Source organism: Psychrobacter sp. 5A.1 (assembly GCF_030407455.1).
In the GTDB taxonomy this organism is placed as follows: Bacteria; Pseudomonadota; Gammaproteobacteria; order Pseudomonadales; family Moraxellaceae; genus Psychrobacter.
This window is the reverse complement of record NZ_JASDDJ010000020.1, coordinates 11,645-35,224: the sequence shown is the minus strand read 5'-3', so window position 1 is coordinate 35,224 and position 23,580 is coordinate 11,645. Positions and strand designations below refer to the sequence as shown.

General features: G+C 43.0%; 21 protein-coding genes. 7 read left to right on the top strand and 14 right to left on the bottom strand.

The window, feature by feature from the left end:
• Positions 1-9: 9 nt before the first annotated feature.
• Together purU and QL982_RS06335 are read right to left on the bottom strand one after the other, a co-directional pair.
• The gene (gene purU / locus QL982_RS06340; protein WP_290162581.1) at positions 10-930 is read right to left on the bottom strand and encodes a formyltetrahydrofolate deformylase; all 921 of its coding nucleotides are present in this window, start codon (positions 928-930) and stop codon (positions 10-12) included.
• Between the two features lie 179 nt (positions 931-1,109).
• Positions 1,110-3,176: a carboxypeptidase-like regulatory domain-containing protein gene (locus tag QL982_RS06335; RefSeq protein ID WP_290162583.1), complete on the bottom strand. Its 2,067-nt coding sequence runs from the start codon at positions 3,174-3,176 to the stop codon at positions 1,110-1,112.
• Positions 3,177-3,660: 484 nt separating this feature from the next.
• Here QL982_RS06335 and rpmB point away from each other — a divergent pair, with 484 nt between their 5' ends.
• Complete coding sequence (gene rpmB / locus QL982_RS06330) at positions 3,661-3,897, top strand: 50S ribosomal protein L28 (RefSeq protein ID WP_010201401.1); 237 nt, start codon at positions 3,661-3,663, stop codon at positions 3,895-3,897.
• Between the two features lie 135 nt (positions 3,898-4,032).
• Entirely contained in the window at positions 4,033-4,188 is a 156-nt protein-coding gene (rpmG, locus tag QL982_RS06325) for a 50S ribosomal protein L33 (protein WP_010201403.1), read from the top strand.
• 109 nt (positions 4,189-4,297) lie between these two features.
• Here rpmG and QL982_RS06320 read toward each other — a convergent pair whose 3' ends face one another.
• The 12 genes from QL982_RS06320 to ispH all read right to left on the bottom strand — a co-directional run bounded on the left by QL982_RS06320 (position 4,298) and on the right by ispH (position 16,552).
• On the bottom strand, positions 4,298-4,609 hold the full coding sequence (locus tag QL982_RS06320; RefSeq protein ID WP_290162587.1) for a hypothetical protein: 312 nt from the start codon (positions 4,607-4,609) through the stop codon (positions 4,298-4,300).
• 186 nt (positions 4,610-4,795) lie between these two features.
• Positions 4,796-5,107, bottom strand: a complete 312-nt coding sequence (locus QL982_RS06315) for a hypothetical protein (protein ID WP_290162588.1) — start codon at positions 5,105-5,107, stop codon at positions 4,796-4,798.
• A 124-nt stretch (positions 5,108-5,231) separates the two neighbouring features.
• Positions 5,232-5,609, bottom strand: a complete 378-nt coding sequence (locus QL982_RS06310) for a hypothetical protein (protein WP_290162590.1) — start codon at positions 5,607-5,609, stop codon at positions 5,232-5,234.
• 106 nt (positions 5,610-5,715) lie between these two features.
• A complete protein-coding gene (gene rpe / locus QL982_RS06305) occupies positions 5,716-6,405 on the bottom strand; it encodes a ribulose-phosphate 3-epimerase (RefSeq protein WP_290162592.1) in 690 nt (229 codons plus the stop codon).
• Between the two features lie 118 nt (positions 6,406-6,523).
• Positions 6,524-6,772, bottom strand: coding sequence for a TIGR03643 family protein (locus tag QL982_RS06300; protein WP_290162626.1), 249 nt, complete (start codon positions 6,770-6,772; stop codon positions 6,524-6,526).
• A 282-nt stretch (positions 6,773-7,054) separates the two neighbouring features.
• Positions 7,055-7,945 carry an S-formylglutathione hydrolase gene (gene fghA / locus QL982_RS06295; protein WP_290162594.1) on the bottom strand — a complete coding sequence of 297 codons (891 nt, stop codon included), beginning with the start codon at positions 7,943-7,945 and terminating at the stop codon, positions 7,055-7,057.
• Positions 7,946-8,230: 285 nt separating this feature from the next.
• The gene (locus QL982_RS06290; protein ID WP_290162596.1) at positions 8,231-9,712 is read right to left on the bottom strand and encodes a C13 family peptidase; all 1,482 of its coding nucleotides are present in this window, start codon (positions 9,710-9,712) and stop codon (positions 8,231-8,233) included.
• Positions 9,713-10,043: 331 nt separating this feature from the next.
• Entirely contained in the window at positions 10,044-12,011 is a 1,968-nt protein-coding gene (htpG, locus tag QL982_RS06285) for a molecular chaperone HtpG (protein WP_290162597.1), read from the bottom strand.
• Between the two features lie 440 nt (positions 12,012-12,451).
• On the bottom strand, positions 12,452-13,978 hold the full coding sequence (locus QL982_RS06280; protein WP_290162599.1) for a catalase: 1,527 nt from the start codon (positions 13,976-13,978) through the stop codon (positions 12,452-12,454).
• Positions 13,979-14,391: 413 nt separating this feature from the next.
• Complete coding sequence (locus QL982_RS06275; protein WP_290162602.1) at positions 14,392-15,210, bottom strand: thioesterase family protein; 819 nt, start codon at positions 15,208-15,210, stop codon at positions 14,392-14,394.
• A gap of 35 nt (positions 15,211-15,245) precedes the next feature.
• Entirely contained in the window at positions 15,246-15,494 is a 249-nt protein-coding gene (locus QL982_RS06270; protein ID WP_290162604.1) for a hypothetical protein, read from the bottom strand.
• A gap of 101 nt (positions 15,495-15,595) precedes the next feature.
• The gene (gene ispH / locus QL982_RS06265) at positions 15,596-16,552 is read right to left on the bottom strand and encodes a 4-hydroxy-3-methylbut-2-enyl diphosphate reductase (RefSeq protein WP_290162606.1); all 957 of its coding nucleotides are present in this window, start codon (positions 16,550-16,552) and stop codon (positions 15,596-15,598) included.
• A 397-nt stretch (positions 16,553-16,949) separates the two neighbouring features.
• On the opposite strand from ispH, the gene gmk reads away from it, so the two are divergent.
• The 5 genes from gmk (at position 16,950) to QL982_RS06240 (ending at position 23,522) form a co-directional block, all read left to right on the top strand.
• Positions 16,950-17,576 (top strand): guanylate kinase, encoded by a 627-nt coding sequence (gene gmk / locus QL982_RS06260; protein WP_290162608.1) that lies wholly within the window; start codon positions 16,950-16,952, stop codon positions 17,574-17,576.
• Positions 17,577-17,740: 164 nt separating this feature from the next.
• Positions 17,741-18,001 carry a DNA-directed RNA polymerase subunit omega gene (gene rpoZ, locus QL982_RS06255; protein ID WP_057761396.1) on the top strand — a complete coding sequence of 87 codons (261 nt, stop codon included), beginning with the start codon at positions 17,741-17,743 and terminating at the stop codon, positions 17,999-18,001.
• A 338-nt stretch (positions 18,002-18,339) separates the two neighbouring features.
• Complete coding sequence (locus tag QL982_RS06250; protein WP_290162611.1) at positions 18,340-20,538, top strand: HD domain-containing protein; 2,199 nt, start codon at positions 18,340-18,342, stop codon at positions 20,536-20,538.
• A gap of 180 nt (positions 20,539-20,718) precedes the next feature.
• Positions 20,719-21,099, top strand: a complete 381-nt coding sequence (locus tag QL982_RS06245) for a RidA family protein (protein WP_057761400.1) — start codon at positions 20,719-20,721, stop codon at positions 21,097-21,099.
• A 134-nt stretch (positions 21,100-21,233) separates the two neighbouring features.
• Entirely contained in the window at positions 21,234-23,522 is a 2,289-nt protein-coding gene (locus QL982_RS06240) for a primosomal protein N' (protein ID WP_290162612.1), read from the top strand.
• The last annotated feature ends 58 nt before the right edge of the window (positions 23,523-23,580 follow it).

The following is a 23,580-nucleotide window of genomic DNA, read 5'->3' as shown; positions in this document are numbered from 1 at the left end:
TGCTTTGTCTTAGTTAAAAACCACGGTCTTGTTCCCTGCCACAATCACACGATTTTGCACATGCCAATTCACAGCACGTGCTAATACATTACGCTCGATATCACGGCCGATAGCACGTAACTCTATCACACCTTGACGATGCGTCACACGGTGCACATCCTGCTCAATGATAGGCCCTTGGTCAAGCTCAGCTGTGACATAGTGCGCCGTTGCTCCGATGAGCTTAACGCCTTTATCATAGGCTTGACGATAAGGGTCTGCACCCACAAACGCTGGTAAGAATGAATGGTGAATATTAATAATCTGCATCGGCCAGCGCTTGACAAAGTCAGACGATAATATCTGCATATAACGCGCCAATACGAGCAAGTCATTGCCTGCCATTAATTCATGAATCTGCTCTTCTGCCTCAGCTTTATTATTCTTAGTCACTGGTACATGATGGAAAGTAATACCGAAGTTTTCTACCGATTGACGTAAGTCAGGATGGTTACTGACGACAGAGGTAATCTCGCAATCAAGCAGACCGCGCTGGTGACGCCATAACAAATCTAATAACGCGTGATCAAACTTCGATACCAAAATACCGACCTTAGTTTTCATCGCATTGTTATGTAAACGCCAATCCATGTTATGACGTTTGGCAACAGTATGCGCAAAGCTGGCCTCAAAATTATCAATAATTTCACTCAATCCTGCTAAGGCAAACTCTAAACGCATAAAGTACTGTCCACCTTCATGAGCCGTTGAATACTGATCTAGCGTGATGATATTTGCACCGTAGCGATGAATAAATTCAGAAACCGCTTGTACGATACCTGCTTGATCTTTGCACTTAATCAAAAGAGTGGCTGTATCAATAGCAGTAGTGACTGGTTTGCTCTGCGAAGCTGTGTTCGATAATGACACTGTTTTGGTATTGTCTGACATAGTACGCCCAATGTAAAAATGATGACTCATCGCTGAAAAACTGCTGTCAGCATAATAAACCGGTTATTTTAATCTGTTTTGCGAAACTTTGCTGAGAGAGTTGGTTGTTTTTAGTTATTTAGGCTGATAACGCAAAAACCCCCAACACGTGGTTGGGGGTTTTTGTATTAAAATAAGTTCTATTTAGAACTAGAACAACTCAAGTCAGTACCAAACGGACTCTTCGTATTCGGACGTCTTAGATTATCAGCAGTAGGTGAACTGATATCATCTACTAATGCTGGGAAGTCTATCATTCTAGATTGTTGTGACTCGCTACCATCTACTCGCGTATTTACGGTAACATTAGCTCTGTACCAGTTTGCATATTGTTTTGCATAACGTATAGAAAAGTCAACTCTGCCAGAATCATCTGTTATGAAGTTAAAATCTTGGCTAGAATCAACTAACTGACCATCCTTGTTAAGCACGGCTGTCACATTAACTGGATCCAATAGACCATTACCGTTAAAATCCTCACCTATGTCTAAAATTGAATTGTTATTTTTATCTTCATTTTCACAGGTAACAGCTTTTTGTTTCCAAACTCGGTACCAATTCCAAATTACATCATCGTCTTCGAATCTTTCTCTATCAACAATAAATTCACCTTTTAAATAACTATCAGGAATCAAGTTAATAGAAACTGGCTGATTAATTGCTGGCTTACCAGAACTATTGAGCACACTAACAGATCCTTTACGGAAATAGTATATCTCACTACTATCTACAGAAACTTTATCAGCAAAAGCAAAACTAATATATGATGACTTAGTCTGAACTGTAATTGCTGAACTATCTATAAGCGTATTTACCGCTTTTTCCTGCCCATTCGGCAACTTGATTGACTGAACTTGAGCTTCAATGATAACACCGTTTGTGCTCGTTGGATTTTTCCCAGCATTATAAGTTACTTTAGCTCGACCACTATCATCCGTATAGGCCACTCCTTGACCTAAACTTCCGCCAGATGCATCTTTAGTCGTCGTAAACTGCACGATAGCATTTTTTACTGGGGCATCATTTTTGTCCAAAACTCTTGCGATTACCGAAGTTGAACCACTTGCCCCAAGAACAGCACGCTCTATTTGTAGTAGCAACTTAGTTGGCTCAATAGAGACAAAATCTAATGAAACTTCTTTGGCATCAGTACCATTTTCCGCCCTTATAGTTGCTGTACCAGGTACGTTTGAGTCAATATAAAAATCTATTTTTTTGTTAACTACAGTTAATGCTTTACGTGAGCTAGACTGAGTGTCATTAAGGCTTGCTAGTACTTTACCTTTATTAGTAGAAACATACACAATATCGCCATTCACAGAGTCTGGAACATTCAGAGTTATTTTTTGTTTATCCCCTACAACAATGTCGGTAGTTTGTGAAAAACTCATGGTTGAACTACTTGCAGCTGCCACACTTAATATATCAGGAATACGTTGAGAGACTTTCTCTCCTCGAACCTCGATGCTAAATAAGTAGCCAACATCTGACGCCTCTAAATTCGACGCATTTAAATCAAAAATGAATTTACCGTTATTATCTGTTGTACCAGTTATTGCTTCTTTATCATTGCTATACAAAACAACATTGGCATTAGCCACTGGCTTTGCGGTGCCATCTAAAATTTGTCCAGATACGCTGAAATTTTCACCAGCCTCTACCACGTTTTTGGAAGAGACGACATTACTTGTGCTAGTACCAGACACCAAGATGGGAAGGTTTTGTTTAATGATATTACTGTTTGCATTAATAGTAACAGTCAATATACTTTCATGATTCAATTGAGAGTCAATACCGACTGTACTTTGTAATAACTCAACAGCAACAAGACCTTGATCATCGGTTATTTGGCTAGAGGCACCACTTAAAGACAATCCATATAGCGCTGCATCAGTAATATTTATACTGACTGGAGTGTTGCTGACAATACCACCATTTTTGTCCGTCACTCTAATATTGACAGTAGTCTTATCACTACCTGTCAATAGCTGGTTTTTTTCAGCTGATATATATACTTCGCTTGCATTAGCAGAAGAACCATCTGGATTTTCACCCGTACCGTCCGTACTCCCCGTACCACCCGGCTTAGGGGCGATAGAATCTACAGTATCACCGCCACCACCACCGCCACAACCCGCTAAGGCCAACGATAATGTGAGCGCTGTTAACTGGAACAACTTAGAAGTAGGTAATGATGGATATGACATGTTTTGGACTCCGCATGAGCAGTAAGTTATTCAAGTAAATAGGAAAAATCATTACACAGAATCATAATAGATTGGTAATGATACATAGATTTACAGGAATGTCAGTTGTATTAACAGATTGTATTAAATATATAACAGCAACTTTACTGACTTTTGTTATAACTTACAACTAAAAAATAATTTTTACTATTAAATAATCAACAACATAGTGCCTTCATTTCAGGGTATAATAGCCCTCCTTTAATCCAACAGTTATCACAAAAATATTTGAGTATTCATCTCTTTTATGGTATAAATGTCGGCTTTAAAATTTTCTGAATTGGTATGCTTGTTATTTGCCTTTAGATAACAGTAATATCAACTCAACATTCATATAGTTTTGTTTGGTGCAAAGCTGCCGCTTGCTGTGTCCATGCCGCAAAAACGTGCAACTTGCCCAGACTGGTATGAGAAAAACTCATACCTCATAGATTAGGAGTTCGCCATGTCTCGAGTTTGCCAAGTGACTGGAAAGCGCCCTATGGTGGGTAATAATGTTTCGCACGCAAACAACAAAACCCGTCGTCGCTTTCTACCAAACCTTCATAACCATCGTTTTTGGGTAGAGTCTGAAAATCGTTTTGTACGTCTACGTGTGTCTACCAAAGGTATGCGCACTATTGACAAACTTGGTATCGATAAAGTGTTAGCAGATATGCGCGCACAAGGTCAAAAAGTTTAAGTTAAAAGACTTGCAGCTTGATATGTTGATGATTTTCAGCAATTAGGCTGCTTTTCTGCTACATCTTATGTAGCTACTTACTATTTTAGATCCGTACCTATCGTTTGAAGACCCCTCATTTACAGGAAAGCTATCATGAGAGATAAAATTAAGTTAGTATCAACAGCTGGTACTGGGTATTACTACACCACTACTAAAAACAAGCGCACTATGCCTGGCAAAATGGAAATCAAAAAGTTTGATCCAAAAGTACGCCAGCATGTGATCTTTAAAGAAGCTAAAATCAAATAATTACCATTTTTATCAATGGTTTTATCTGAAAAAAAGGGTTTATCAATTGATAAACCCTTTTTTTCGTCTTGATTAATTATCTATCACTAGCGACTCATTTAATCACTCATCAGCTGTAATGTGTTGGCTCTTTATCATAGACATGTGCATGCCATTGACTCATTTGCTTTTGCATAATGACCTGAATCGCTGCATGAATCATATGCTGACCAATCGCTTGAGTATCACTACCAAGCAACTCTTTTAGCTTCTCAGAAAAATCAATGGTCATCAGCGGTGCTTCATCTTGTTCAGCATCACGCAATAACAACCTACCGTCATCAGCTTCCACCAGCTCTAGTGTGGTTTCTTTGGCAAAGCCTGCAAATTGGTCGGTATTCTCGTTATCTACTTCTATATCATTATCGATATCGTATGGCATTAATATGTTCCTCATTATCCCGTTGAATACTTGCAAAAAAATCGTATGGGGCAAAGTGATTGTTTTACAGTCGTACGGGTAAAACTGTCTTACTCATACAATGGACGCTTTGACATTGAAATTCAAGGGCCGTCATATAAGTCTTTGATATAACCGCAGCTTGAATACAATGCAACTGGTATATAATTAGCGCCAATAACGCAGCTTTCCTAACGTAAATAAGAAGGCCACAAACATCCCTAGGTAATAAACAAGCTTTAGCTCAAGGGTGGGGTCACGATATTTGAATGGCAGTGCAACGGTGGCGGTCGCGGTAGGCAATATGAGCAGCATCAGCAGCCAGTTTTCAATGACATTTAGCCAACCTTGTAAATCTGTACCATGACGCAGCGAAGCTAGGCCCATTAACAAACAGGCTATAATTAAGCTTGTAAACAAACCATTTGGTAGGTCTTTTGGATAAATAATGTTGGCAATCTTGGTCGGTATGATTCGCATGTAAAATCCCAGCCATGCTTATAGAGCATGACTTCATGATTAAAAGTGTATAGAAAACAGCTTATAAAAATATGACAACACTACCTACCTGTGTTAAGTAGCATCGTCTTTGCTGCTAAAGCCTTTAACTATAAGTACCCATCAGCCATAGCATCGATATACAAGACGTCAAATAGCCCAAGCTGATAGCATTCCAGCCCTCAATATGCATGCCTTTAACCTTGTTGAGTATGCGAGAGCCGACCCAGAAGAATAGAGGAATACCAAGCATAAATGCAGGCACAATGACCGCAGCATGGCGTAACACGTCACCAGTGTCATCGCCGACCATTAGGCGAAAACCATAACCTGCCAAACTAAGCACAAGCGCAAACACTGCTAAGCCAATAGTAATACCCTTTGGCACCAAGCTGCGTTGTTGTGTCTCACTTTGAAATTTCTGCTCAGCGAGTTGCACTGTCTCAGGCAATTCTGATGAATTAGTAGCGTTTTTTGTGTCCATATTTCACCTTTACGTCACTTGCAGTTAGGCACCGTTATAAGTTATACAGCACATTTTAAGACTATTTTTGTATGGCTAATAGCGTTCATTAACCATACAAAACTCGCTAGCTGTTATTAGCCAATGCAAGCTCTGCACGCATATCATCGATAGCCGCTTTATAATCTTCTTGATTGAATATCGCAGAACCTGCCACAAACATATCCGCGCCCGCCTCAGCTATCGCACGAATATTACTGGCTTTGACACCGCCATCGACTTCTAATCTAATGTCTCGGCCACTGGTAATAATACGCTGACGGACTTGACGAACTTTATCTAGCGTACCTTCAATAAACGATTGTCCACCAAAGCCAGGGTTGACACTCATCAGTAAGATTTGATCCACTTTATCCATGACGTAATCCAAATGATGCAATGAAGTCGCAGGGTTCAATACCAAACCGCACTCAGCGCCACCGTCTTTAATCAGCTGTAATGAACGGTCAATGTGTCCACTGGCTTCTGGATGAAAAGTAATAATGCTCGCACCCGCTTCCAAGAACTGCTCAATCATACTATCGACAGGTGATACCATCAGATGTACATCGATTGGGGCATCCACGCCATAATCACGCAACGCCTTACAAATCATACTACCAAACGTCAAATTGGGTACGTAATGATTGTCCATCACATCAAAATGAATCACATCGGCACCCGACTCCAATACTTTCTCAACTTCTTCGCCCAATCGCGCAAAGTCAGCTGAGAGGATCGATGGTGCAATAAGGTAAGGTTTAGCAGGACTGATCATAATTGAGCTACCTAATTTATGTTTATATAAGATATGGATAAACTAAAAAGAACATTTTAACAGGCTCACATAGGCTGCGCGCCTTTTATATACTGACATCCAATAAATACTTAGTTCATTAACGCTGCTTGTATTGGGTCTTACAATAAGCACGGCCTACGTCAAAGGAGCGTTTTGCCTCGTGTTTGGTCGCACGATTGCTCACTCTCTGACGCCATAAGCGAAAAGACGACGGCTTGAGCTCTTGACGCATAAGCTTGATGACACCAGTCTCATTCAGGCCGTAGCTATGCTCTATAGCACCAAATGGCGTTCTATCTTCCCACGCCATCTCTATCACGCGAGATATTTGTATATCATCTAGCACTCTATCACCAGCGTCATTGATATTTTTTGCGATAAACTCATCCGAGTTAGCTTTAGAGACTTGTTCACTGTTGCTATTCTGCTTATTTTTTAGAGCCACATCCATTTCGGCTTGCATAATCTCAAGTGCTGACGGCGCACTTTTAGACTCTGAGTAAGTCTCACGTATTGAATTCGCATCGGAATTAGATGCTGTCAAATCTCGATAACTTGCCATAAAAATCACCTTTTGGGCATTAGATAGGGTAGCAAAAAAACGTATTGTGGTCGCTTACACGGTATCCTAGCTCAATTGGGCCATGTGCCAGTGATGTTCGATATGATCATTAATCACTGTCTGAATAAAATAATAGCTGTGGTCATGACCTGCCTGATAACGTAATGTTAAGGGCTGTTTGGCTTTTTCACAAGCAGCTTGTAGGGTAGACGTTTGTAACTGACCTTCTGCTAAAAAATTATCCGCAGCGCCTTGATCAACCAAAATGCTCAAATACTGCTGACCGACTTTTTCGATCATCTGTGAGGCATCCGCTTGCGCCCATAGAGACTTGTCATCACCGAAGTACTCTGTATAAGCGGCTTGCCCCCATGCCGACTCACTGGCCGCACATACTGGCGATAAGGCCGATACACTGACAAACTTACTTGGGAACTTAAATCCTAATAATAGCGCACCATGACCACCCATCGAGTGCCCTGTGACACCGATGCTATGGATAGGAAACTCCGAACGCAGCAAGTCGTATAGCTCGTCGACGATGTAGCTTTGCATATTGAAGTTGTTTGCCCAAGGTGCTTGGGTCGCATCGACATAATAGCTAGCGCCTTGACCGACAAAATAACGCTCATCGTTTGGTACATCATGGCCTTCACTACTGCGAGGAGAAGTATCGGGCGCGATCAATATCATGCCAAGCTCGCTACATTTTTGCTGAAAATGCGCTTTGTGAGTGACATTATCCGCATTACATGTCAAACCTGATAGGTACAATATCGCAGGACAACGTCGACCAGCCAAGGCTTCATCAGGTAGATAAATACTAAACGTCATAGAGGTTTTGGTAGATGTCGACTCGTGACTATAATAATGTTGCTCACCGTTAAAGCAACGATTCACGCTTTTTTGTGTGAGCTGTTTATTGGTAGATAAACTGTGACTATAAGAATTTTGCATGAGTGATATCCTTTTTATCCAAAATAAAGCCAGTGACGATGTTTAATAAGTACTCATCATCTGATAGTGAATCTAATACTGATATTCATAAAATACTAGGGCGTGTCCTCATTTTAAAAATGGTGATAAAAATGAGATAAATTGCCGTCAAACGAGGAAAATAGCGCAGATAATATCGAGATATTGACCAACTATTTGACGATGTTTGGCAAAATTTAGCTGTTTTTAGCCCATTTAGAGGACACTCGTTTGAATTGAGGACACGCCCTAAATAATGTTTCATATTTATTCATCAGCTATATCCCCTTCGTCTACCGACAGATTATTAGCATTGTCAGGTAGAATGTTAACCGTTGTAGCAGTAGTATTATTTGTAATACTAGCGACTGATGGGCGCGCCTTATCAAACAATACTTGCTCAAACGCAGGCAATGCCGTTTCCATCAAACTACCAATCACCATTTGCGGCTCTGATGGCTCAAAGCCCATTGCGCTTTCACGCTCATTGACCCGTATACTGGCATCTTTAAATGCTGTCTCGAAACTGGTATTACTTCGTAGACTCTCAGCAAAAAATGCTTGACCAAAATACGTCATCTCAGCGGTATTGGTACAGCCAAATGAGGCCTTGTCAGCGGCAGATGCCGTAATCACTACCGTGGTCGGTGATGCTAATTCGTCAATAAACGAACCTGAATAGCAGGCAGACACCACCACCACACGCCAGCGGATACCTGACGCATCTAGCGCCTCACGTAACCATGTGGCATCTAAATTGTCCATCTCAATCGGTGGATTGGCCAGTTGTATGATGTCCTCGTTGCCATGTGAAGATAGCGTGAGGAATAACACATCTTCGTCGGCATTCATCTGCTGACCTATTCTTCTTAGACCACGCAAGATACTCGTCTTGGTAGCGATTGGCTCATCCAGCCAGCTGTAAGTGTTGTTAATCAGTGATAGTGAATGCCCACTGGTGCCAAAACGCACATCGAACAGCTCACGCACCTTATTAATCTCAGAACGGAAAACGTTTTGATCAGAAAACCCAGCAACCCCCATAAAATACCAGTCGGTCTTGCCTGAGGTACTTGGATCGATACTGTTTAATGCTTGCTGTAGCAAACGTGGCTGCTCGTATAACGCCGCTTCTTCTAAGATAGGCTCTACTGGAATTTGTTTAAAGATAGGCTGGTCAGCGACATTGCGCTGCCAGATAGTCAACAACGCCACCGCGCCAACCAGTACGATGATGCGCTCCCACCATGGGATACGCAAACGACGGGAAAAAATCCATAGCAAGGCCAGCGTCTGCCATAAGAACAACACCAAAAACAGGATGGGTAAGAACGAATAACTCCAATCGGGCAACCAACCATAGCTACCAAAAAACTGCACCAAACTCTGTAATAGTGCTGACAATGTATCAGCGACCAACCACAGTACTACTGGTACAAACACCAATGTTTGATTGCTGGCCCGCCGCGCCAAAATAATACCACCCAGCAAAATAATCATCGGCCAAATCAAATAACTGACCAATCCTTGCTCATTAAACATACTGCCATTTTCAGCAGCTAGCCAAGAAAATAGGACATTACTGCCAAGTGCTAATAGCGCAAACACAGCAAACTGTATAAAAGTGGGCTTGACCCAAGAAAACGCACGCGTCGACCCTACCAGCATCCATAAGGTTGCAATAATATTGGCAGCGAAGTTGAGCGAAAAGCGCTGAAGCGAGACGGTTTTTAACGACGTAAGTGACAAAGACTTAGACCTCTAACCAGTCGAGAAAAATAAAATGACCCAATGATAATTGTTCTGATGTAACCACCGTCTGCTGTAATCAACTTACGATTTTTTGTACGGCATGTAGACATCGATTTATATTGAATACACGATGAAATGATTATAAGAGGCGAATAGTACAGACTAAAATACGTATTGATAGTTTAGCTCGCTAATCTATCGCGATTGTAACGGATTGTCGGTTAAGAGGATAAGGCTGATTTGTAAAATTTGCTCATATTTGAGCTGAAAAACAAACAAAAAAAGAGGCCTTGTGTACAAGACCTCTTTTTTTATCAAATACCAGTCATTATCTCATCAATAACTCATTAACACGTTTTAGATAAGCGGCTGGATCTTCTAATTGACCACCATCTGCTAGTAACGCTTGATCAAAAATCACTTGCGCCAAATCATCAAATTGTTCGCTGCTCTCAAGCTTCTTAATCAATGGATGATCAGGGTTTACCTCAAGCGTTGGTTTGCTCTCTGGTACGTCCTGCCCCATCTGCTGCAGCATCTGAATCATTTGTGGTGACAACTCACCTTCACCCACGACCAAGCAAGCTGGACTATCGACCAAACGAGTAGACACTTTAACGTCTTTGGCACGCTCACCCAATGCAACTTTGAGCTTATCGACTACAGGCTTTAAGGTTTCTTCTGCTTTTGATGCTTCTGCTTTCTCTGCTTCATCTTGCAAGTCGCCTAAATCTACCGCACCTTTCGCGATGTTTTGCAGCGGTGTCTCATCGAATGAAGTCAAGAAATTCATCGCCCACTCATCGACACGACTGGTCATCAAAATAACTTCGATGCCTTTCTTTTTAAACAGCTCAAGTTGCGGGCTATTCTTTGCCGCAGCCAAGTTATCAGCCGTTAGATAATAGATGGCTTTTTGACCTTCTTTCATACGGCCTTTATAGTCTTCAAAACTGGTTTTTAGACCGTCTTGCGTGCTGGTGGCATAACGAAGCAATTTGGCAATACGTTCTTGATTGCCCATGTCTTCGCCAAGACCTTCTTTGATAACATCACCAAACTCTGCGTAGAACTGCGCAAACTTTTCTTGCTTATCGTTGTCTTCGCTATTGCCCAAACTTGCCAATGTCGTCAAGATACGACGCGCGTTACCATCGCGGATAGACTTCACATCACGTGACTCTTGTAATAGCTCACGGCTGACGTTTAGTGGCAAGTCTGCTGAATCGATAACCCCTTTGACAAAGCGCAGATACATCGGTAGCAGCTGCTCTGCTTCATCCATAATGAAAACACGTTTGACGTATAACTTGAGACCATGTTGCTGCTCTCTAGTGTATAAATCTGCGGGTGCTTTCGTAGGAATATACAAAAGCTGCGTGTACTGAACACGGCCTTCGACACGATTATGCGTCCAAGTAAGCGGCGCATCCATGTCATATGAGATGTTTTTATAAAAATCAACATACTCATCATCTTCAATCTCAGATGCTGAACGTGTCCATAGTGCACTGGCCTTGTTAATGGTTTCCCATTCATCAGTCAATACCATCTCACCACCAGCAGGCGCCTGATCATCAGAGCTGTCGTCTTCGGCTACATCTTCTTGCCAGATCTCTTTACGCATCTGAATCGGTAAGCTGATATGGTCAGAGTATTTGTTCACTAGGCGCTTGATTTTACCACGATCTAAGTAGCTGTCTTCGCCTTCAGAGTACTCTTCTTTTAAATGCAAAGTGATGGCAGTGCCGCGTGCGGCTTTGGTGATAGGCTCAACTGTGAAGCTACCTGTACCATCTGATACCCAACGTACACCTGTATCTGCAGGCTCGCCCGCTTTACGCGATTCAACGCTAATAGTGTCAGCCACGATAAAGCCTGAGTAAAAACCAACCCCAAACTGTCCGATGAGTTGACCTTCTTGCTTTTGCGATTCAGAAAGCTTGTCCAAAAATGCTTTGGTACCTGACTTGGCAATCGTACCCAAGTTTTCGATAGCATCCGCTTCATTCATACCAATACCATTATCGGTAAAGGTAATGGTTTTAGCGTCTTCATCAACAGCGATGCGAATTTTTAACTCACCATCATCTTCGTAAAGGCTGTCATCATTTGTACCTTCAAAACGCAATTTGTCACAAGCATCAGAGGCATTAGACACCAATTCACGGACAAAGATATCAGCATTAGAATATAGCGAATGCGTTACCAAATGCAGCAACTGCGCCACTTCCGCTTCAAACGTATGTTTTTTTAATTCTGGATTCAGACCTTCAGCTTGAGTTGCTTCACTCATAAAAACTCCTTTAAATTCTATGAAAGACCTATTATCAGATAACGATAAATTTGCCAGAGCTGATCTACTAATACTAGGGCGTGTCCTCAATTCAATCGATAGTTATCTAAATGGGTTAAAAATGGCTAAATCTTGTCAAATGGCGTCAAATAGCTGACTAATATCTCGATATTATCTGCGCTATTTTCCTTATTTGACTGCGATTTATCTCATTTTTATCACCATTTTTAAAATGAGGATATGCCCTAGAAAACCTGCCGTGTGCAAAACCGTTAAACTGTCTATACTAATAGGGGCATAGCAGAAAATTTCAAGCGCAAAAGGGTTATTCCATAAAAAACACCGCCTTAGTTTCCTAAAGCGGTGTTCTAGGGCGTGTCTTCAATTCACTCGATAGTTATCTAAATGACTCGGCTTAATGACTAAATAACCCTAAGCACCTATAAGCAACTAGCAAGGTGACGAGCTGGATCTGACTCGCGCGCTGCCATGGCATCTTCAACGCTCAAGCCTAGAGCTTTGGCAACCCCTTCACCATAAGCGGCATCGCACCAGTTACAGTTGCGGATATGGCGATACTGAATAAAGTCAGGCACGCCAGCCATATTGTTCGCCGTGTTTTCAAATAGCACTTGTTGTTGTTCAGCACTCATTAAATTAAACAACGCACGTGGTTGGCTAAAGTAATCGCTGTCATCTTCACGGAAATCATAATGCGCGGCATCACCATTGATTTTGAGTGGTGGCTCAGCATAGTCAGGCTGCTCTTGCCATTGGCTAAAGCTGTTTGGCTCATAATGTGGACGACTGCCATAGTTGTCATCGACACGTCCTTGACCATCACGATGATTACTCATCACAGGGCAACGAGGTTTATTTACCGGAATTTGCTGATGGTTGACACCGACACGGTAACGTTGTGCATCGGCGTAGTTAACCAAGCGATTTTGCAGCATTTTATCTGGTGAAACACTGATACCTGGTACTAAATTACTTGGCGCAAAGGCTGATTGTTCCACATCAACAAAGTAGTTGTCAGAGTTTTTATTTAATTCAAATTCACCCACTTCAATCAGTGGATAGTCGCCTTTTGGCCATACTTTGGTCAAATCAAACGGATGATAAGGGACGGTATCTGCCTCAGATTCTGGCATGATTTGCACATACATTTTCCACTTCGGAAAGTCGCTATTTTCGATGGCATCGTACAAATCTTTTTGATGGCTTTCACGATCCGAACCAACCAAATCTGCCGCTTCTGCATCGGTTAAGTTTTTAATGCCCTGCTGCGTGATGAAATGGAATTTGACCCAAAAACGCTCTTTAGCGTCATTCCAAAAACTGTAGGTATGCGAGCCAAAACCATGCATATTTCTGTAAGAAGCGGGAAGACCACGATCACTCATGACAATAGTGACCTGATGGAACGCCTCTGGTAGTAACGTCCAAAAATCCCAGTTGTTGGTCGCCGAACGCATGTTGGTACGTGGATCACGTTTAACGGCTTTGTTTAAGTCTGGGAATTTGCGCGGATCACGGACGAAGAACACAGGTGTATTGTTACCCACCAAGTCCCAGTTACCCTCGTCAGTGTAGAATTTTAAGGCGAAGCCGCGAATGTCACGCTCTGCATCAGCTGCGCCGCGTTCTCCTGCCACCGTACTAAAGCGCGCAAACATCTCAGTCTGCTTGCCAACTTTGCTAAAGATATCAGCACGAGTATATTTAGTAATATCGTTGGTCACGGTAAAGGTACCAAATGCGCCAGAGCCTTTCGCATGCATGCGGCGCTCTGGAATCACTTCACGAACGAAATTTCCGAGTTTTTCATTTAGCCAAATATCTTGTGCCAATAGTGGTCCGCGCTGACCTGCGGTCATGCTATTTTGATTATCAGAAACTGGTGCGCCATTGCCCATGGTGAGCTGGGTCGGTGCGTAAGGACATTTTTTATCGCTCATGGTCATACTCCTTTGAAACATAAATGGATTAAAGTACAAAATCTATTCTGAATAAGCCTCTATCAACATATCCAGAATAGTCGTCAGTTTGCTCGAAAAACGGCGAATTTTTTTCATAGTAATATCTTAATACAGTCATAGTCTGTTGTTAGAGACCATTACAACCGATTACCATTGATTTGTACAATCAATTAATTACATGTTTTAATTTTGTTTTTCAAAATCACTCGACTTGCTTTTGACGCAACCAAATGCCCTTACTGCTGAGAATGATTTTTATTAAGAACAGCAAATATTAGGGCGTGTCCTTAATCTGAACCCTAAACAGTAAATGGGCTAAAAATGGCTAAATGTTTACCATAATTTTTCAAAGTGAATCGACCATATAAAATGTCGCTTAATTAACGACCGATGAGCCATTAGCGCGGCATCGGACGGATGGTGAGAATTTGCTCACTACGACCAAAAGGCCCATACACATCATGCAACACCGCACTGGTCAATCCTATGCCATCAGCGCCATATTGTTGTACTGCCTCGATACCCAACCAACGACCTTTCGGCGCGCGATGCATGTGGATTTGTAAGTCAGTATTGGGAAACATCCATTCTAGTTTAGATAACCCCAGACCTAGGCGCGGTACAACACCATTGGCGGTATCGACCATCCCTAATAAATGCACCAAGTCATCAGTTGGCTCGCCTTCTACCATTTCGACATCATTGGTAATCCATACCATACCACGACCAGGGCGACGCTGCGACTCATCAGCGACCAAGCGCACACTCTCAATAAACCCACCTGGCCAGCCTTTCATATCTTCCCAAACTGGCAACGCTTCAGGCTGATATATCGACTTTTGATCTTCAAGCCCTGCAATCTCGCTAGTGTCTTGGGTTATCAGTCGCCACGCTCTTGCGATGATGGCATCACGACCACGACTGCTCATGACCGCTTCGATCAGCTCAATGGTCTTGCCCGGACGAATACAACGCGTGGTAATGGTAAAATCATCAAGCGGTATTAACCCCAAGATATCAAGGCTGACACGTGCAATACGCATGTTTTCTTGTGGTGCAAAGCTATTTATCTCAGCCGTTAGTAGGCCTGTCGCTGGTGCCATATGCTGCTCGTGCTCGTTCCAAGCACCTTGTGCATGCTTGGTTGGCTGATAATGCGCCACACTGATGCCATTTTCTTGTTGTTCGCGTTTGATAAACTGGTAATAAGCAGTCATAACTATCCTATATTTGGCACTTTCTTTTGTACTTTTTATTGATGGGTAAGCTCTTGTTTTCTTAGCATGAGAATACGGCGCGCTTTTTGTATAAAGAATAATAAGCAGATCATAATCACTGCGAGCACAGCGTAGAAAAAGCTTTTTTCTGCCATGAACTTTATGATGTTCATAAACAGCACAAACACCACTGCTACGGTCACCAACATATTGAGTTTGAGTTGCTTATTGACTTCAGCGAGCGTGGCTTCTGCCAATACAAATCTGGCTTTTGGTTCTTTCATGCGACCTTATCCATGTAAATGATGGTTCATACAAATACTAGGGCCTGTCCTCACTCTCAACCCTAAATGGTAAATGGGCTAAAAATAAGGACACGCCCTAGTTACTTACCAACTTGAGTGACTGGAATGCGTAAGGCTTTAGGCAGACTAAATATCACGTTTTCTTCAATACCTGACAGCTCACTAGGCAAATCACCACCCCAATCTTGCAGCTGCTGTAATACTTCTTGAATCAATACTTCGGGCGCAGATGCACCAGCAGTGACACCGATACTCTGCACACCATCCAACCAACTTTTATCCATCTCACTAGCGTTGTCGATTAAATAAGCACGGCAATTCATACGCTCTGCCAGCTCTCGCAGACGATTGGAGTTTGATGAATTTGGTGAACCGACCACTAGTACCACTTCACAACGACTGGCCAAATCTTTTACTGCATCTTGACGGTTTTGGGTGGCGTAACAGATATCATCTTTACGTGGACCTTGGATACTAGGGAACTTTTCACGCAGCGCATCGATCACGCGGGCGGTATCATCCATCGACAAAGTTGTTTGGGTCACAAATGCCAAACGCTCAGCATTTTGTACCGTCAATGCTGCGACATCGCTTTCATCTTCAACCAAATGAATATGACCACCATGGCGACGGTTAAAGCGCCCCATCGTGCCCTCTACTTCCGGATGTCCTGCGTGTCCAATCAGTATCGCATCCATACCATCTTGGGCAAATTTGGCGACTTCAATATGTACTTTAGTGACTAGCGGACAAGTCGCATCAAACACAGTGATATCACGGCGATCGGCCTCATCTTCAACGGCTTTAGAAACCCCATGAGCAGAGAAAATAACGATAGAGCCGTCTGGTACTTCATGAAGCTCTTCGACAAAGACCGCACCGCGATTGGCCAAATCAGAGACGACAAATTTGTTATGGACCACTTCATGACGGACATAAATGGGTGGCTCAAAACGTGTTAATGCTTCATTAACAATCGCAATCGCACGGTCCACACCAGCACAAAATCCACGGGGATTGGCAAGATAAATTTGCATAAAAAGGCCTATCATTGGATAATTTATAGTTACAACGTATTTTTAAAGCTTTTCGCTCAAAAGTTGCGGCGAAATCAATGCTCTACTTTAGCATAATTTGCTTTTATGACTCTTAGAAAAAGCCGTCTACTCATAGTAATATTTTATGGGCAAACATCAGCCTACTACTTTGAATATTCAACAAATCCTAATAACATAATACAAAACCAGCTTTCACTCACACAAAAGCCGTTTATAATAGTGCCTCTATTATAATTCCTACCGTCATACATGATGGCGTTTCTTCTTTTTTCCAGTCTTTGTTTTTGACTGAGGCCCTACTTAATGTTTTATTAAGACACATTTATTAAAATGTAGGTTACGAGTTACCAAGACACTCTCTATTAGGACAAATTGTATGACAGGTTCATTATTTATTATTACTGCCGCCTCAGGTACAGGCAAAACCTCATTGGTCAAGCAGTTGCTTGCTACCACCAATGACTTGACTGTCAGTGTCTCACACACCACTCGCGCACCTCGTTCTGGTGAGGTCGATGGACATCATTATCATTTTACTGACGTCGATAGTTTTGTAGCAGATATCAATGAAAATAAGTTTTTAGAACATGCTGAGGTGTTTGGCAACTACTATGGTACGTCAGAGCAAAGTGTGCGTGCGCAGCTAGAGGCAGGCGTTGATGTTATCTTGGAGATTGACTGGCAAGGGGCGCTACAAGTCAAAAAAATATTCACTGAAGCCACCATGATTTTTATTTTACCCCCTAGCATTTCCACGTTACGCCAGCGCCTATCAACGCGTGCGCAGGACAGCATGGAAGTTATCGAGCAGCGTTTGGCAGGTGCAGTCACTGAAATGGCACAGTATGTGAATTTTGATTTTGTCATTATCAATGACAATTTTGAAGTGGCTTTGACTGAGCTAAAGGCGATTATTGTGGCTGACAGACAGACACTTAGTCGCCAGCAGCAGCGCTATCATCGCACGATTAGCAACTTGCTAAACGCTCCCGCAGAAGAGTAAACTAAGCACGAGCAGTTAATCTCATAAGCAGATATAAAAAGCAACTACGCGACTTGGCAAAAAATGCTATAATATCTGGCTATCCCCCTTTATATTTTTGATATTATTTTTATTGAGTGGCGGGCAAGGTCCGTGACTAATAAAAACAACCGAGGTAGCTATATATGGCACGAGTGACGATTGAAGATTGTTTGGATAATGTTGATAATCGCTTTGAGCTAATTTTGGTCGCAAGCAAGCGCGCCCGTCAATTGGCCAAAGGTATTGCCGAGCCGTTGGTTGACGTTGATAACGACAAACCTACCGTACTTGCCTTACGTGAAATTGCCGCTGGCAAAATCACTCGCGATATTCTAAATCAGCCAGAGCACAACTTTGCTACGAGCTCATTAGATTTAGCATTGTCAGGTGACCACAGCTTCTAATAAGCTGTTTTGATAAGATGTCACTTATAAAGCTAATAGCGGCTTGTAAGTTAAACATACATCTTGATCGACAATAGAAACCACAGCATAGGCTGTGGTTTTTTGGTTGTAATTATAACGTATTGGCTGTTTTGGCAACCGCTTATCTCCAAAACAGACCGTTGAGTCAAAATTTTTCATCGCCTACTCGCTTATCAGTTGACATTGAATGCGATTTGCGATTAATTAGAGAATGGCGTACTCATCTTCAATTTTGGTACGATAGATCGTCATTCAGCCACCATTTGCTTTGGTAAGTGGTCCAATCAGTAGGTCATGGAAAATAGGATCATCATTTTATGAGTCAAACCCTACCCAAACTCAGTCATCACCTCGTCGATGACGCTCAATATAACTTACTGCGTTCAGTAGGTTATCTCACTGCTGCTGATCGCCGTGATATTGTTGATGCCTGTGAGTTCGGAGATATTGCGCACATCAAAGACAAGCGCAAATCAGGGGAACCTTATATCACGCATCCAATCGCTGTTGCCGAGATACTTGCCGGCTTTCGCTTAGATCGAGATACGATTATCGCCGCGATTTTGCATGATACGGTCGAAGATACTGAAGTGAGTGATGAGCAAATCAAGCAGCGTTATGGCGACGTTGTGTCAAGGCTGGTTGATGGTGTGACTAAGCTAAAGTCATCCTCACACAATAAGCAGCAAAACAAAGCAGCCACCTTTCATAAAATTTTGACTGCCACACTCGCTGACCCACGTGTATTGATTATCAAGCTGGCTGACCGCCTGCATAATATGTCTACACTTGACGCTGTTCGTCCTGAAAAACAGCGCACAACGGCTCAAGAGACCTTGGACTTTTATGTCCCATTTGCACGCTTGATGGGTCTGAATGATATTGCCGATTATATCGAGGTATTGTGTTATCGCAATCTTGATTATGATATGTACAACAAGCTGTCTGATAAGTTGCTACAACACGGACTTGGGCGTAACTTTCAAAGAGAAGCCATTCATCGTTACCTAAGTATCGTTCTAAACAACTTAGGGCTCAATGGGCTGGTCAAAGTTTTAGACAATCGAGTGGTCATATATCGTCAGTTTTTCCGCAACCGTGGTGAGGTTAGCGCACTACTACGGCATTATGCGTTTGAGATTGTCCTCGACAATATCGAAGCATGTGACAAACTGGCCTATTATTTGATCAAAAAATATCAGATTGATGATACCCATATTGCTGATAATATTCGTCGGCCGCTACCAGGTGGCAATCAGTCACTTACCCTCATCTATGAGCGTGATAATGATGTGGTAAAAGTAACCATTCTGACCAAGCAAATGCAAAGTGCCGCTAGACTTGGTGTCATCGGTGCTGAACACGCCTCCGATGTGAGTCAATCTGTCATCCAAGCGTCGTTACGCAACATGAAAGACTTGGTCGATGAAGACAATCTGAATGAAAACAGTCCTGATTTTTCGGCAGCAGTTTCTACCATTAATGAGCTGATGGATTATCTGCATTCCAGTAAAATCATTTGCTATAGTCCTCAGGGCCGTGCTTATGAGCTACCACAAGGAGCAACGGCTCTCGACTTTGCCTACGCCGTTGGGCCGATGATCGGTAACGTTGCCGTTGGGGCAAATATCGACGGTAAAGCTGCAAAACTTGGCACCGTGGTAAAAAATGGCCAGTCAGTTGAGATAGAAGTAAACAGTCATTCAGAACCAAAAGCGGAATGGTTGGGGTTTGTGGTGACCAATAAAGCACGTGAAGAGATTTTACGTTGGTTTAAAGACCTGTCTACCGCTGACAAACAACACCATGGTCGGCAGGCATTGGATCGTGCGCTCAAAACTCACCAAAAGGGTTTTGATGACTTAACAGAGGCAGACTGGAAAGATCTGACTGAATGGCGCGGATTGACCGAAAAAGATGCCTTATTTGAGCAAATAAGCTCAGGCACGCTACTCCCACAATTGGTAGTGACTCGTTTGTTTAGCGATGAGCTGAGTGACCTACAGGCAAAAGTACATAGCGCTGATATGACCCAACCACAACAGCTCATTGCGAATGCTGCTGGCGTTGAGCTTGATTTTGCCAATTGCTGTCACCCGATATATGGTGACCCTATCGTGGGACATTTATCACGCCATGGTTTGGTCGTTCATCGACATAAATGTTTTTCGCTGGATGAGATTCGTAAAGACAATCCTTATCAGGTTATCCAACTGCGTTGGCGCAATGACCATGCGGTCAAACAAGGTGACATCGGTGAGCACGACCTAAAAAACAGCGGCAAAATCCGTTTTCCTGCCTATTTGAAGCTATCTATTGCACTTAGTGATGAACAAATCAGTGAAGTTATCTATCACTTACGACAGCTAAATATGGGTGTCGAGACCGTTGATGTTCGTAACAGTGATACCATCATTCACATCGTTGTACGTAGTCGCAACCATTTAGCACAGGGAATCCGAGAGCTACGCTCACTGCTAGGTTTCCCTAACATTATACGGTTATATCAATTATAATAAGCGTATTTGCATTACGCATAATAATAGTGATGCAAATGCAAATAGCTGAAGTAGGCAACACATCTTCCAGCGATTTTCCAAACGTCAAATAATAATAGATAGAATTGCTGTTCTTATATAGCAATGGTTCTATTATTAATGGTAAATCAATCACATAAAATATAAAAGGGATATATCATGACTCGTCAAACCATCCAAACGGATAAAGCACCTGCAGCTGTTGGCACCTATTCACAAGCCGTCAAAGTCGGTAATACTGTCTATATTTCAGGTCAGCTTGGTTTTGATCCTGACACGATGGAGCTGAGAGAAGGTTTCAAAGCACAGGCTGAGCAAGTATTTGAAAACATCAAAGCTATCTGTGAAGCAGCTGGTGGCAGTCTAAATGACGTGGTTAAATTCAACGTATCTTTAACTGACTTAAGTGATTTTGCCGTATTAAATGAAGTATTCGTTGCCAATTTGAGCGAGCCATATCCTGCCCGCGCGGCAGTACAAGTAGCGGCCCTACCTAAAGGTGGCGTGGTCGAAATCGAGTCTATTCTATATATTGAATAAGACGATATGGAGCTTGTCATTAAGCACTGATGTTTTACGTTAAACAATAATAAGCTTAGCATCATGCTAAGCTTATTGGTCTCTGTCCCTTTATTTTGACATAACATTAACCTGATAAGACTGCGAAGCCGTTTATGTTGGTACAAGTTGCTCTACCTGTCCCCCTATATCGGGTGTTTGACTATAGCCTACCAGCAGTTAAGCTTGCTTCGCCAAACAGTCCGATGCCGCAAATTGGTAGCCGTGTCGAAGTGTCTTTCGGTCGCCAGACTCTAATCGGTATCGTTGTCGCGCAAATCTCCGAAGCAGATAGCAGCGTACCACTCAATAAGCTCAAACCTATCAATAAATGCCTAGATGCTGAGCCGATTTTGGACGCCAGTATGCTAAAGCTCGCCTATTGGCTGGCACGTTACTACCACTACCCACTCGGTGACGTGTTAGCGGTTACGTTGCCAACCCTCGTGCGTCAAGGCAAACCCTTAGATCTGCTGATTACTCATTGGCGAATTTTGCCCCATATCACTGATGACGACTTTCGTGCCAATGCAAACAAACAAAAGCAGCAGTTCGACATGTTAAAGCTGCATGGTCAGCATGGCGCAAGTGAAGATGTGTTGCTATTAGAAGGTATGCAGCGAGCATTTCTAAAAACGCTAGAAGAGAAAGGTTTGGTCGAGCGCTATATTCAGCCAAAACAAGCCCCTTCTCCCATTAAACTGGCAAAAATGCCACTTGATCTTAATGATGAGCAGAAGCTTGCTGTCGACGCTATTATTGCTGCACACGAATCCGATACTTATACTGGTTTTTTGCTCAACGGCATTACTGGTAGTGGTAAAACGGAAGTCTATCTGCAAGCGATGCAAGCTGTCCTAGAAGCAGGCAAGCAAGTTTTGATTCTAGTGCCTGAGATTGGACTCACACCGCAAACGCGTGCACGATTTGCCAGTCGATTTGCCGCCCATATTGTGTTGCTACACTCAGGTATGAACAACACCCACCGTTTACAAGGATGGCAAGACTGTCGTACTGGTCATGCACAAATCATCATCGGTACACGCTCATCAATACTGTATCCCTTTGCCGATTTAGGCTTGATCGTCGTTGATGAGGCTCATGATGGCTCGTATAAGCAACAAGACACTCTGCGTTATCATGCCGCTGACGTTGCGCTCTATCGAGGCTTGCAATACAACATCCCCGTCGTGCTTGGCACAGCAACCCCCTCGCTTGAGCATCTAAAATTGGTCGATGATGGCAAGCTTGTAGAGTGTCAACTGCTTACTCGTCCTGGTAATGCCAAGCCTGCAACCATGCAGCTCATCGATGCTCGTCTACAAAGCACCCATCAGCAAACACAAGATGACGGTGCACGTTATGATACTGGACTGACGGACGCCATGATCGGGGCAATACGGCAAACGCTAGAAGCGGGCGATCAGGTATTGATATTTTTGAATCGTCGTGGCTATGCGCCTGTGTTATTGTGCGAGGCGTGCGGTTGGCAAGCAGACTGTCCGCGCTGTGACGCTCACCTGACCGTTCATTACAATAGCCAATCTCAGCGCAACAGTTATTCAGGTAGCTCTTATTTAAAATGCCACCATTGCGATTGGCAAGCTTATATTCCTACCGTATGCCCTGATTGCGGCAGCGAAAATCTAGATGCCAAAGGCATGGGAACGACAAGGCTCAGCGAAAATCTGCATGCGATTTTTGCCAATCCCCAAACCAGCAAAGCGCTGTATCCCATCATCCAAATCGACCGTGATACCACAAGGCGTAAAGACAGCTGGGAAAACATCTATCAACGTATCAACGAAGGCACGCCTGCTATATTGGTCGGTACACAAATGGTCGCCAAAGGTCATCACTTTCCCAACGTCACGCTGGTCTGCTTACCCAATGCCGATCGTGGATTTTTATCCGCAGATTTTCGCTCACCAGAGCATACCGCACAGCTCATGATTCAGGTGGCTGGCCGTGCTGGTCGAGGTGACAAAGCTGGCCGCGTATTGATTCAAACTCTACAACCTGATAACGAGCTATTATTAAAACTGGTCAAAGATGGCTACTTGTCATTTGCGCGCGAGCTGTTACAAGAGCGTAAGATGATGGGCTTACCGCCTCATAGCCATGCTGCACTCATACGCTGTGAAGGCAAGACATTGGCAGCCACGACTCAAGCGCTCAAAGATGCCATTGCCCATTTACCAAGCGCACATAATCTCGCTGTCCTCGGCCCCATTGATGCACCCATGAGCAAAAAGAATAGCCGCTATCATGCACAACTTTTACTGTTGGCCAAAGACCGTCGGCAGTTACACCATGTGTTAGCGCAATGGTGGCAGCCAGTGCTTGCTCTACCAAGTGCCAAATACCTCAAGCTCACCCTAGATATCGACCCTGTTGGTTGGTAATCCAAATGCCACGAATATAAAAACGCATTGAACCTCACCATACCTCTTTACACCTGCC

Coding starts and splice junctions, on each gene's coding strand:
- purU (WP_290162581.1), bottom strand. CDS start 930: ATGTCAGACAATACCAAAACAGTGTCATTATCGAACACAGCTTCGCAG.
- QL982_RS06335 (WP_290162583.1), bottom strand. CDS start 3,176: ATGTCATATCCATCATTACCTACTTCTAAGTTGTTCCAGTTAACAGCG.
- rpmB (WP_010201401.1), top strand. CDS start 3,661: ATGTCTCGAGTTTGCCAAGTGACTGGAAAGCGCCCTATGGTGGGTAAT.
- rpmG (WP_010201403.1), top strand. CDS start 4,033: ATGAGAGATAAAATTAAGTTAGTATCAACAGCTGGTACTGGGTATTAC.
- QL982_RS06320 (WP_290162587.1), bottom strand. CDS start 4,609: ATGCCATACGATATCGATAATGATATAGAAGTAGATAACGAGAATACC.
- QL982_RS06315 (WP_290162588.1), bottom strand. CDS start 5,107: ATGCGAATCATACCGACCAAGATTGCCAACATTATTTATCCAAAAGAC.
- QL982_RS06310 (WP_290162590.1), bottom strand. CDS start 5,609: ATGGACACAAAAAACGCTACTAATTCATCAGAATTGCCTGAGACAGTG.
- rpe (WP_290162592.1), bottom strand. CDS start 6,405: ATGATCAGTCCTGCTAAACCTTACCTTATTGCACCATCGATCCTCTCA.
- fghA (WP_290162594.1), bottom strand. CDS start 7,945: ATGCAAAATTCTTATAGTCACAGTTTATCTACCAATAAACAGCTCACA.
- htpG (WP_290162597.1), bottom strand. CDS start 12,011: ATGAGTGAAGCAACTCAAGCTGAAGGTCTGAATCCAGAATTAAAAAAA.
- QL982_RS06280 (WP_290162599.1), bottom strand. CDS start 13,978: ATGACCATGAGCGATAAAAAATGTCCTTACGCACCGACCCAGCTCACC.
- QL982_RS06275 (WP_290162602.1), bottom strand. CDS start 15,210: ATGACTGCTTATTACCAGTTTATCAAACGCGAACAACAAGAAAATGGC.
- QL982_RS06270 (WP_290162604.1), bottom strand. CDS start 15,494: ATGAAAGAACCAAAAGCCAGATTTGTATTGGCAGAAGCCACGCTCGCT.
- ispH (WP_290162606.1), bottom strand. CDS start 16,552: ATGCAAATTTATCTTGCCAATCCCCGTGGATTTTGTGCTGGTGTGGAC.
- gmk (WP_290162608.1), top strand. CDS start 16,950: ATGACAGGTTCATTATTTATTATTACTGCCGCCTCAGGTACAGGCAAA.
- rpoZ (WP_057761396.1), top strand. CDS start 17,741: ATGGCACGAGTGACGATTGAAGATTGTTTGGATAATGTTGATAATCGC.
- QL982_RS06250 (WP_290162611.1), top strand. CDS start 18,340: ATGAGTCAAACCCTACCCAAACTCAGTCATCACCTCGTCGATGACGCT.
- QL982_RS06245 (WP_057761400.1), top strand. CDS start 20,719: ATGACTCGTCAAACCATCCAAACGGATAAAGCACCTGCAGCTGTTGGC.
- QL982_RS06240 (WP_290162612.1), top strand. CDS start 21,234: ATGTTGGTACAAGTTGCTCTACCTGTCCCCCTATATCGGGTGTTTGAC.